6 protein-coding genes and 4 pseudogenes are annotated in these 11,452 nt (G+C 58.8%); 3 read left to right on the top strand and 7 right to left on the bottom strand.

From position 1 onward, the window contains the following. Window positions 1-140: 140 nt before the first annotated feature. Together DRB19_RS27270 and DRB19_RS27260 are read left to right on the top strand one after the other, a co-directional pair. Window positions 141-1,313: pseudogene (locus tag DRB19_RS27270) on the top strand (IS701 family transposase); the annotation flags it as partial. Window positions 1,314-2,931: 1,618 nt separating this feature from the next. Continuing rightward, a pseudogene (locus DRB19_RS27260) lies at window positions 2,932-3,451 on the top strand (IS5 family transposase); the annotation flags it as partial. Between the two features lie 287 nt (window positions 3,452-3,738). Here the strand turns inward: DRB19_RS27260 and DRB19_RS27255 are convergent. The 3 genes and pseudogenes from DRB19_RS27255 to DRB19_RS27245 form a co-directional block, all read right to left on the bottom strand. Further along, window positions 3,739-4,566 (bottom strand): IS5 family transposase, encoded by an 828-nt coding sequence (locus DRB19_RS27255; RefSeq protein ID WP_373867421.1) that lies wholly within the window; start codon window positions 4,564-4,566, stop codon window positions 3,739-3,741. 81 nt (window positions 4,567-4,647) lie between these two features. Beyond that, complete coding sequence (locus DRB19_RS27250) at window positions 4,648-6,000, bottom strand: IS701 family transposase (protein ID WP_114189124.1); 1,353 nt, start codon at window positions 5,998-6,000, stop codon at window positions 4,648-4,650. A gap of 117 nt (window positions 6,001-6,117) precedes the next feature. After that, window positions 6,118-6,957 (bottom strand): annotated as a pseudogene (locus DRB19_RS27245) (IS5 family transposase). A gap of 340 nt (window positions 6,958-7,297) precedes the next feature. Between DRB19_RS27245 and DRB19_RS27240 the strand changes: the two are divergent. After that, window positions 7,298-8,038 carry a sugar transferase gene (locus DRB19_RS27240; protein ID WP_114189123.1) on the top strand — a complete coding sequence of 247 codons (741 nt, stop codon included), beginning with the start codon at window positions 7,298-7,300 and terminating at the stop codon, window positions 8,036-8,038. A 586-nt stretch (window positions 8,039-8,624) separates the two neighbouring features. On the opposite strand, the gene DRB19_RS27235 is transcribed toward DRB19_RS27240, so the two are convergent. From DRB19_RS27235 to DRB19_RS27215, 4 genes and pseudogenes are all read right to left on the bottom strand, one after another. Then, window positions 8,625-9,394 (bottom strand): IS5 family transposase gene (locus tag DRB19_RS27235; RefSeq protein WP_114189128.1). Its coding sequence is split into 2 segments (ribosomal slippage): window positions 8,625-9,079 and window positions 9,079-9,394, totalling 771 coding nucleotides; the frame shifts between segments, so codons are not numbered across the junction. A gap of 345 nt (window positions 9,395-9,739) precedes the next feature. Continuing rightward, window positions 9,740-9,967 (bottom strand): hypothetical protein, encoded by a 228-nt coding sequence (locus DRB19_RS27225; RefSeq protein ID WP_114189122.1) that lies wholly within the window; start codon window positions 9,965-9,967, stop codon window positions 9,740-9,742. Between the two features lie 767 nt (window positions 9,968-10,734). Further along, window positions 10,735-11,082 (bottom strand): diacylglycerol kinase, encoded by a 348-nt coding sequence (locus DRB19_RS27220; RefSeq protein ID WP_114189121.1) that lies wholly within the window; start codon window positions 11,080-11,082, stop codon window positions 10,735-10,737. Between the two features lie 107 nt (window positions 11,083-11,189). Beyond that, window positions 11,190-11,452: pseudogene (locus DRB19_RS27215) on the bottom strand (integrase core domain-containing protein); the annotation flags it as partial.

The following is an 11,452-nucleotide window of genomic DNA, read 5'->3' as shown; positions in this document are numbered from 1 at the left end:
TGGGACGCCTCCCGACCGACTACAACCAGCCCAATGGAATCAGCGATCCCGATTCCACGCAACCGCTGCACGCTCTAGCATTACAGTTGCAGGTGCCGCTCATGGGCTCATCGTCTCCTGATCTGACACAGGAGGCTGCCATGACCGGTGTGGCCGTCGAGCAGATGCTCGAACTCTGGTGTGTGGAGTTGCGTCAAGTCAAAGCTCACCTGAAATCCCTGTTTGCCCATCCCAGTATCTCGGCCGCGGCCTTTCTCGATGGGTTGCTCGGGCCCGAGCGGCGCAAGACCGGCTGGATGCGGGCCGAGGCCGCGGGCGACTCGGGGCCCTGGCGCCAGCAGGCGGTGCTCGGGCGCAGCCACTGGGACGCGGACGCACTGCGGGACATGGTGCGCGACTATGCGCTCGAGACGCTGGGCTCGCCCGGAGCGGTGCTGGTGATCGACGAGACCGGCTTTCTCAAGCAGGGCCAGCGCTCGTGCGGCGTGGGGCGCCAGTACACCGGATCGGCGGGCAAGATCACCAACTGCCAGATCGGGGTGTTTGCGGCTTATGTGTCGGACAAGGGCTGCGCCTTCATCGACCGTCAGCTCTATCTGCCGCAGGACTGGACGAACAATCCCGAGCGCCGCACCGCCGCTCAGGTGCCCGACAGCCTTCACTTCGTTACCAACCCCGAGATCGCCGCGCAGATGATCGCGCGGGCTCTTGCAGCGGGCGTTCCGTTCGACTGGGTCGCTGCCGACACGATCTATGGTGTGGGAGCGATCGAGATGCAGTTGCGCCGGGCCGGCAAGGGCTATGTGCTCGGCGAGCATGCCACCGATCGGTTCAACTCCTGGATCGACAAGCCCGAAGTTGCCGGCACGGCCGAGCAGATCGCGCAGGCTCTGGTGCCCGAGGCCTGGCAGCGCCTGTCGGCGGGTGACGGCACCAAGGGAGCACGCCTGTATGACTGGGCTTATCTCGAACTCGCCGATCTTGAGGCTGCAGAATACAACAACGATCTCACCGGCCTGTGGACGCGTGGCCTGCTGATCCGGCGCAGCCTCTCCGATGGGGACCTGGCGTTCTTCTCGACCTGGTGCCCGGCCGGCACGCCGATCGACACGCTGGTGCGGGTGGAAGGCCAGTGCTGGGCGATCGAGGATGCGTTCGAGACCGCCAAAACGGAGTTGGGGCTGACGCACAATGAGACACGCTCTTGGCACGGGTGGCATCAACATGTGTCGCTGGTGATGCTGGCGTTTGCCATGATGGCGGTGGTGCGCCAGCGCGCCAACAGCCTGAGCTCCCCCAAAAAGAAGCGACGCGGCCAGGCTGCAGCGCTGGTACGCTGGTCTGTCCAGGAAATCCGCCGCGTGGCCACCCGCCTCCAGCAACACCGGATCGAGCCGGCTTTCGTGATGGCCTGGTCCGTTTGGCGACGCGCGCATCAGGCGATGGCGCAAATCTCACATCGCAAGCCGAGGGCGCAACTGTAATGCTAGGTTATGGGCCCATACTGGTATTGGTTCTATGGCGGCGAGTACTCCCAGCATGAACTGCCTGTGACCCGAGCTCGCTCACGCAGACTGGAAGGACCTATTGCTGCCCCTGTAGACCGTATCGTCTGTGCCACCGTTGCTGGTCAAACTTGGTTAGCGGGGCCATCAGGCCCTCTCGGGATGCAGGAGAGCCCTATCCTATCTTAACTAACAGGGTGAATGGTTCAAACGAATGAGGAGCGGCAACACTAGGCACATACAGGAGGCTATTCGGGCCTCATCTAGAAGCTTCCCGCTGAGCCGCTAGAAGAAAGGCTGATGAGGTGCCCGTCTTCGGGCGCTGTCGCGTTAACCTGTTAAGCCGCAAGTTATAGTGGCAATCATGGCCGCGAAGCGCGCTACTGATTGTGTCTCTGGCAGGTAATGCTACAGGGCCGACCGCCGAGTCGGTCTGCAACGCCCACCTCTTTCACTTCGTCTAACACTTCACCGGCGCAGCCAAAACAAAAGCAGGAGATGAAATTCAATGAGTGGCTCCTCCTGACTTCGCAATGCCTATTAATGCGCGCGCAAGGACGAGCGCAAGGATGAACGCGAGCACGCCTTTTCCGTCTGGAAGTTCGTGGTATAGGGCCAGAAACTCTTGAAGAGTCATGATGGCTCTCCCCTCAAAGCTGTGTCCAACTCGCGAATGGGCGGCCCGGCGGGCGGCAAGAGGGAGCCTGCTAGGCCTGACCATGGGGGAGATCGGGGACCATAGAAGACCCATGGCTGATGCTGATACTAATCCACTTCTCGTCCCCGCGCAGAGCGCGGAGGGGCTAACCGACCCTCTCTTGCGACGGACCGTACCGGCCAGAAAGAGGGAGTTTCGCACCTGACAAAGTGTGCGTCATGAACCGCGAGACAAGGGCGAGACAAGAGTTAGCCTTGCGCGAGACCGGGCGGCCCGACGGAGGCCTCCCGGCTTCCGTCGGGCTTGACCATGGGCTACCTGCGGGAGGGCAGAGAGGAGCCCATGGTCAAGGGTATTTCGCATACCCAGCCGCGCCGCCGGCCCCGACGGCGCACCGGCGCGCCCTTCCGATAGAATCCCGGCCAGAAAGAGAGAATTGCGTGGGCGAGGCGGGATCGAGGTGATGCAACGCAGGGCAGAAGCAGACGCCTCGCGCGCAATAAGCCCAAACCGAGAGGAGTCATGGCCCTCGACAAGGGCGCTGCTCCTATCCCAGCTCGGCAGAAACTGGCATTGAGCTTCATGATCGGGCTGTTATGCCACGCGCCCGGTGCAAGCATCATGCAACGGCCAAGGTAAACGTTCCGTGGCTGCGTGTGTGCCACGGCACATAGAAAGGGGCCGCGCCCAGTTCGGAGTGCCTGTTTGAGAATGTTGCAGTGGGTCGGATTGGGGTAGTGTCGGGTCCACATGAGCCGGATGTGAGCGAAAGAGCATCGCGAGCGCCAGAAGGCTTCTGAACGTCGCTGCTACCCAACCGACCTGACCGATGAGGAATGGGAGCGGATCCGCCTCATTCTTCGCCAACCCGCCTGGCGCGGACGCAAGCCCAAGATGAACCTGCGTGAGATCCTCTACGTCATCCGCTATCTCGTCCAGACCGGCTGCGGCTGGCGCATGCTGCCGCATGAGTTCGGCCTCTGGCAAACCGTGTACTGGTGGTTCCGGTGCTTCGTGCGGCGTCTGCTGTTCCAGACCCTGCACGATGTCGCCCTCATGCTGGATCGGGAGCGCTCAGGCCGGCAAGCGAACCCGACGGCTGGCGTGATCGACAGCCAGATGGTCGAAGCTCCTGCGACCCGGGCGGAGGCGGTTACGATGCCGCCGAGAAGGTGATGGCCGCAAGCGGCACATCGCGGTCGACACGGACGGGCGCCTGCTGATGGTCAACCTCACGCCAGCCGACATCCAGGATGCCGAAGGCGCTCGATCACTGCTGCGCGGCCTCGATCAAGCTGATCGATCAGCTCTAGACCATCATGTCCATCGGCCTGCGCGAGTGGGCCCAAAGGTTCTTGATCACCAGGGCTTGGTATCAGATTATGATTCGAGAGACTATCAGGTTTATCGCCAAATAATGATACACTTATCTTGGGTTCTACACAACCCGGCAGCGAATTCACGTGATCTATTCTGATCTGTTCACGCTATTACCCTCGTAAATCGCGGCTCATCATAGAAACGCACCTTTTCAAAGACCATTACCCTGGAAAGATTTAGAGTCCGTCTCGTAAATCATGAGCTCCGTCCCAAGCGGCGGACGAGGAGCATGACGGAAGCGCCGTAGAGGAACGCGCGGGCTGAGGTGAGCGTCGCCTCCGGATCCTTCCAGAGCCGCCGGTTGCGACTGATCCACGCGAAGAATCTTTCAACCACCCAGCGGCGTGGGTGCACCGCAAAGCCAACCTGATCGGGCGGCTTCTTGACGATCTCGATGCGGATCAAGGTCGCCTTGGTGGGAGCCTCTCCGGCATAGCCGCTGTCGGCAAAGGCCTGGGCGATGAACGGGAAGGCGCGCCGCGACAGGCGCAGAACCACACAGGCCCCGTCCCGGTCCTGGACGTCCGCCGGCTGGGGCTCCAGGATCAGACCACGCCCGTCGGTGTCCACCATCACCTGACGCTTGCGGCCTTTGACCTTCTTGCCGGCATCATAGCCTCTTGAGCCCCCGCTCTCGGTCGTCTTCACGCTCTGGCTGTCGAGCACAGCGGCGGTGGGCGAGACTTCCTGCCCGACCCGCTCGCGATCCGCCATGACCAGCAGATGATTGATGGTCTCGAACAGACCGGTGTCCCGGCACAAGCTAAACCAGCGGAAGACCGTGCTCTTGGGTGGCAGATCAGAGGGCAATAGCCGCCAGGCAATGCCACCGCGCAGCACGTAGAAGATACCGTTGAGGATCTCGCGCCAGGACCAGCGCCGGGGTCGTCCGCAGGCGTGCGGCTCGGGCAGGAGCGGCGCAATCAGCGCCCACTCGGCATCGGTCAAATCGGTTTCGTATCGCAAGCCGTCGCGGCTATACTGCCGCCGGGTGGTCGGGTCCACATTGCGGTTCCAGGTCAGGCTTCAGCACCCTCCTGGAATCATAGTGGCCTCGGCCACTCAACCCTCTTCGGGACAGGCTCTCAGCTCGACTTTGGCCAATCAGGCGGCTCGGCAGAGCGCGTAAATCAAGCATCGTTGAAGGGCCTGTGAGGGTTTTGGCATTTTGTGCCGGTGCCGGGACGTGAGTAAACCGGTTTCGCGCCAGATGGCCTGCCGCACCGCAGCCAGAGCATCCGCAAACGTCGGATGAGACTTGCGGTACCAGCTGTCGACCAGAACAGCCGTGCGGACGCGCTGACTGAGTTGGGCAGCCAGAAGGGTTACGATCGAGAACAGCCCGAACAAGCAGGGCGTGGTGCGGGACACCGCGCGATCTGACCATTGCCGCTGGGTCTCGACACCCAGATGAGCGCGAGCCTCCTGGAACGTGACCTCGACCTGCCAGCGCAGGATGAACCAGCGGATGATCTGCAGGGGATCCCGCGCGGGAACGGTGCACAGCAGGGCCTGCGGCGAGAAGCGCCCGAGCGGATCGCGCACCAGCACCCAGCGGATCAGCACGACGGGCTTTCCACTATGGCACCACACCGCGGTGGCGGAGCAGAACTCAATCGTCCGGTCCCCTTCACCATACCAGCCCGGCACTGTGACCCGTCGCCAGCGTGTGCTCGTCCGCTTCAGCACCTCAGTGAGGTTCGGCAGGCGCGCTCCTTTGCTGCGCGGGCGGCCCTTTGTCCCAGGATGACGTGGCGGAGCCGGCTCATAGAGGGCAGCATCCAGCCGTAGACGCGTAATGCAGATGACGCCACGGCAGGACAAGGCTGCCAGCAGCTCCAGGGCAGCAAAGCCCATGTCAGCCACCAGGACCAGCTCGCGCTCGGGCAGCCAGCGGCGAGCCTGCAGCACCATCTGCCGGGCCCAGTCAGTCAACTTCTTGTGCCGTTTTCCATGCTCATGGCAGTACCGCTCGGAGGGCGCCAGGGCAGTCAGGAACGGCAAGGCCCAGGTGCGGGCGGCCCATGGGATTGGAGCCAGGAGCATGAGGCTGATCCAGCGTAGGCCTGAAGCTTTGACAAAGTGGGCATCGGACGAGCGCACCGGATCGCGGTAGATGCCTTTGGCTGCAATGCACTTGCCGCGGCGGCGCTCAATGGTGTCGTCGAGACCGAGGATCACCGGACCAGCCGGTACAAAAGTGTTGATTAGCAATCCAAGGAGCAGGTGAGCGGCGCGGCGGCTGTTCCATCGTGCGCGATTGAGCACGCGATGGTAGTTGACGAAGTGCCTCTCGCCGCTAAGGCCGGTGATGCGCAGCAGGCTGGTCACTGTGCGCTTGCCGGGAGCCAGGATGGCTCCAATGAGCAGGATCTCGGCATGGAGCCAAGTTCGGTGGCGAAAAAGCGAGGCAAAGGCTACAATGATCGCGGCGAAGCGGGCGGGCAGATCCGGCATGGCGGCGTCTCTTGGCGGAAACGCTGCCAGCCTACCGCATCGTTCGCTTCGCCGCCTCGTGCTCCCAATTCACCCGCCAAAATGGCCAAAGTCGAGCTTAGAGTCGGTCTGAGTTGTTCATGAGGTTTGACAAAGCCTTGCGATCCTGCGGATCATGACAAGTTGCACAAAAGCCAACTGAGTGCGGGTGAGGTTTTCACAATCCTTGGCCAAGCGGCGGCAGCGGCCGCGCCCCCGAACGATTTTTCCACGATCCACTGCTTCGGCAGCACCACGAAGCCTTTGGCTGCATCTGAGCGTTTGACGATCTCCAGGCTCACCTTGCCGATCCGCTTCGCCGCCGCGGCTGTTTCCATGCCGCTGTAGGCGCCATCAGCAAACAGGCGCTCCAGGAACACGAACAGGTGTCGCACCCTCTTCAGAAGCGGCAGAAAGCCGTCGCGGTCCTGCACGTCGGCTGGCGTCACATCCATGCCGAGCATCAGGCCCAGCGTGTCGACGATGAGGTGCCTTTTCTTACCCTTGATCTTCTTGTGATCTTCTTGGCCATATTGCAGCCGATCAGGTCGATGCGCTTCCCCCTTTTTCAGCGCTCCTGACGCTTTGGCTGTCGACGATGGCGGCGGTGGGGCTGGCGTGGCGACCCTCGAGCTCACGGACCTGCTGATAGAGCGCGACGTGCATGTGGTCGAGCACACCATCACAATGCCAGCGCACGAACCAGCCGTGCCCGATGCTGCGCGGCGGCAGGTCTTTGGGCAGAGCCCGCCATTGGCAGTCGGTGCTCAGAAAGTAGAGAACCGCGTTGAGGATCTCGCGCATCCGCCGCGGGTCGGAGCCAGCTTTGATGTTGCTGAGAAGAAACGGCCAGACCAGATATCATTCGGCGTCCGTCAGGTCACTCGGGTAGCGCAGATCCGAGCGGTCGTAGTAAATCCGGCTGTCGGCTGTCCACATCGGCGCCTCCGCAAATCAGCGCTGATCAGTGAATCACAACCGCCTGCAAAGACCCAAATTTCCCTCGAACCGGCTCGTAACCACCTAGGGTTATTCCCAGATAAAAATCATGAATCAGCTAATCCTAAATGGAAATTGTCAGTCGGGCTCAAACGTTCGAATAATATAAACACACGCAGCCAAAAACTGAACAGACAATTGCAATTGTTGCTAAGTCGCTAGAGCAGCCCTTGGCATTTTTGACTATTCTCCTATGTGGGCGTGCTTTCTCGATTTTATGTTACGTATCTAGCCATATCAAGATCGCTTCTTGGATGTTTGTCCGTCAAAGGAAATTGTTATGGGTGGCGCGTCTTATAAGATCCTATGGGATCGCATATCAACAAGAGGACGCCAAAGAGCTCACCAGCACCATGCCGAGTGCCAATTTGGCGGGGCTTACATTGAGCGCCAGCAAGATAAAAACTTTGCTCATCGCGATATAAACCAGAGCAGCTTGTATCTCAAGCGTGGTCTGGATGTTACAGTCGCTATACTTTTCTTGATAATTCTCAGCCCTTTGCTCATGATCATAGCAACTACGTTAAAGCTGGAGAGTTCGGGCCCGACTATATTTGCGCAACGCAGGGTGGGATTTAAAGGGAAAATATTTAAGATCTATAAGTTCAGAAGCATGTATGTACTCGAGGACGGCGCGCATGTGTCCTCAGCAAAAAAAGATGACGTGAGAGTAACGCAGTTCGGCTATTGGATTCGGCGAACTAGTATCGATGAGCTTCCGCAATTGATCAATGTCGTACGAGGAGAAATGTCATTGGTCGGGCCGCGCCCCCACGCAGTGGTACAAGATCAGTACTATTGCGAAGCGATTCCAAATTATGTACTTCGGCAAAGTGTTAGGCCAGGGATGACGGGCTGGGCACAAATAAACGGGTGTCGCGGTGAAATCAAAAACATAGACGAGATAACCAATCGTGTGAAACACGATATTTGGTATATTAAAAATCGTAGTTTGCTTCTCGACTTTCAAATTCTTCTGCGGACGGTTTTATTAGTTATCTTTTCTAGAGATTATTACTAGAGCAACGACAGCTCTGGCTCAATCTCGGACTATGCGGCGTATAAGCCTCGTGGATTCATTGATTTTGGGCCCTCTTCTTTGGAGGAGATGGGCAATGACCAAGTCCTACTCCCTGGGTCCCTGCAGACGGGTGGCGCACTTCGTCGCGACGGTCACCCCTGCCATGCCGCCGCCTCCACTTTGAGGCATCGGTCGCCTTCGTAGTCTGTCTCGTTGCGGCGTATCGAACCACTGGCAGCCGGGCCGCCAAGCCTAAGGATCGCTCGTGGGCACTATCAAGTTGTTGAAGAGAGGGTGCCAATCCCAGTGGCTTTGTTGCACGGCGCCGACTATGCACGCATTGACCTCACCGGTGGGTTCTATCGCAATCTCGATTTTTACTTGCCTATACTAACGGGTCAGCGACAGTTAGCGCTTTAAAATCAACGATTTAGTGCCGTTTCCATGACACAAGATGGCGCCGAAAAATGCCTATAATTCGAGTTTGCGACAAAACCGGCAGCTTTGCCCCATCAATATATACAAGGGTTTCCTCCAAGATCTGTGGATTCCTCTCCAGCAACGCCAGGAGAACCCCTAGGGCGTGTTAGTGCCTGATCCAATCGATGGCAGCCGCGAGACAAAGCACACCCATGAAGGAGCATGCAGTCTTCTCGTAGCGGGTTGCAACGGCTCGCCACTCCTTCAATCTGGCCCAGAGACGTTCGACGACATTGCGGTTGTTGTAGATCCAGTCCGGACAGGCGACCGGCGCCTCGTGGCGCTGTGGCGGGATCGCTGGTCTGGCTCCTATGCTCCAGATGTACGCGCGGAAGGTATGACTGGTGTAGCCGCGATCGGCCACCACCCAAGCGGGCACGCCCGGTAGCTTTTCCAGGAGCGGAATGGCCTCAGGCAGTTCATGGGCCTGACCAGGTGCGATGCGGAAAGCGATTGCCCGTCCCAGACTGTCGGCAATCACGCAAGCCTTGGTGCCATAGCCGCCACGAGACCGGCCAAGCGCCTGACGATGGTCTCGTTGAGCTTGAGAGCCCCCTTTCGTGCCGCACCCGCCGCTTTCTGATGAGCGCGGACATTTGTGCCGTCCAGGAACGTCATTCCAAGCTGGACACCGCGCTCCTGCACGAGGCTCAGCAGGCGCTCCCACACACCCAAGCGAGCCCAACGGATGAAGGTCTGAGCGGCCATCCACCAGGGCCCAAGGTCAGCAGGCAGAGCCCTCCACTTGGCCCCATTCTCATGCCGCCACAGAATGGCGCTCATGGTGCGCCGGAGATGGGATGGGGGCACTTTGGCATGGGGCCGGCCCGCTTCGACGAGGGGCTCCAACATCATCCATTGCGCGTCCGTCAGCATCATCATGCCCTTCTCTCAAAGGACAGCAACGCTCTCAGACGCTAACAGGCCCTAGCGGGCCCCTGAGGAGACTGATGTCCCCGCTCCCAGTTGCGAAGGGTTGCCACAGAAACCCGAATGGTATTCGCAAAAAATAGTCCAGTACGTTTCCCCATGGTATACCTCGATGGTGTCCGGAATATACATCTCTGGTCGAGTCACCAGATTTAGCTCAGGGCCAGGCTTACCTTCCGGCTCTGCCAGAGCACCACTCAGGGTGCCCAGGAGCTGATCGAGGTCTAGACCCTTATCGTCACCCATCAGCCAAATCCCTCCAGCCACGAAATGTGTGCCAGTGACTTACTTCTATGAGGGATGTTTGGGCGGCTGTTCCTTGAGGGATATTACACGGACGAGCTCTTCTCTAATCACGTGTGCCGTCTTTGTCCCAATGCCCGAGAACTGGTCGATCCGATACGCCGCGGCTATGAGCTGGTCAATGTTCGTGATGTGCTCTCTCTGTAGCACCTTCCAAGCCCGTGGGGGCAGACGGAGCCCCTCAACCTGGCCTGGGATTTTGGCTTCATGAGGCATTGGTCTGCCTCCTGACTCAGCGGTTAGGACCTCACTGTGCGGTGTCCGAAGGCTTCCGATAACTGGCAGCAGAACCACAGGCTCAGAAACAAGAAGAGGGTCTGTAGGAGAAGGCACGTGCCTCCCAGACCCCCTTCCGGTCTCATGCTCGGTTGCAGTCATAGACCAAAGACCAAGTTACTCCCAGTAGAGCCAGTTGTCGATGATTACTGGTCTTAAGTATCTAAAGGAGTGGGTTAGTCATATTCGCGAAACATAACAATATTCCGATTCCTGGAGACTGACCTGCCAAAAGCTGGTGTTTTGCCTCGGGACCCCAAGCCGACACTGGCGACCTCTACCGCATTCGTCTCGACCGGATCCTCGATTTTTGCCACGAACTGTTCTGGCTGGCTGCGCTCATCGGCTGGGATGACGTCGACCAGAGGTTCGGCCGCTTCTATCGCTCACTCTGACCATCGACTTCCTTGTTTGGCGAAAAGCCATAGCGGCCTTTTTGGGGATGTCGTACTGTTGTGGTGCTTTGGAAAAACACCCTTGCAGACATTCTTCGATGCGGTGCCGCCGGCAAAGGAGACGATGATCACCCCTTGAAGACCATCCGACAGATGAGCACGACCTACCTTCGCACGCCAACTCTCAGATCAGAAAAGGACTACTACAAATCATCAGATTAGATTTCACCGTTCCGCAGGGAGGTGATGGAATGGGTAGGTATTCCGCTGCTCCGAATTTGCATGTAGAACACTGAACCCGTATGTAGTTGTTTAGCGTAGAGCCTCGAAGGCCGCAGCGCCCCATATCAGTGCTGCAAGAACTATGACAAACAATACTGCTGCGGAACCTGCATCTTTGATGAAACCGATATCCTGATTATATCCGGGATTTACGTGGTCGCAGAGCTTCTCGATTGCTGTGTTGAGGAACTCGACTCCGAGTACAAGCATGATCGCGCCAACCAGGCTGACACGCACCCAGGTATTCGGTGACAGCCAGAGAGCCGCGGGCACTGCTGCAATAAGTAGTAACAGTTCTTGCTGCACCGCACGTTCGGACCGCGCGACGGCTAGCAGCCCGCGCAAGGAGTTCCTAAAAGCTGAGATAAGAGCATACATGAGCGATCCTGTGTATTATTCCTGCGTTTCGGCAACATCGTGCGCCTGAAATGCGCAGAGAGGTTCTCCCACATAGCTGAGTAGTGAGAGTACTGTTTTGACTATGACTAAATGTTTGGTCTCGGCATTTGGTGGAGCGGATCGAGCCTGAAGCGTTGGGGCTCAGTTGTCCAGATCTTGCAGATGTACTCGTAGGGGGTGAGGCCGCGCAGGGTCTTGAGCCTTCGGGCGAAGTTGTAAGCGGCGAGGAAGTCGCTGAGGTGGCGCCCAGCTGATCATGGATGTCGTAGTAATAGCGCCGGACAGTCGCGTCCTTGATCGTGCGGTTCATGCGCTCGACCTGACCATTATCGGGCATGATGCTTGCGGT

This window comes from Microvirga aerophila (genome assembly GCF_003332305.1).
Taxonomy (GTDB): Bacteria; Pseudomonadota; Alphaproteobacteria; order Rhizobiales; family Beijerinckiaceae; genus Microvirga; species Microvirga aerophila.
The sequence above is the reverse complement of the archived record's forward strand: the minus strand, read 5'-3'. Positions and strand labels throughout refer to the sequence as shown.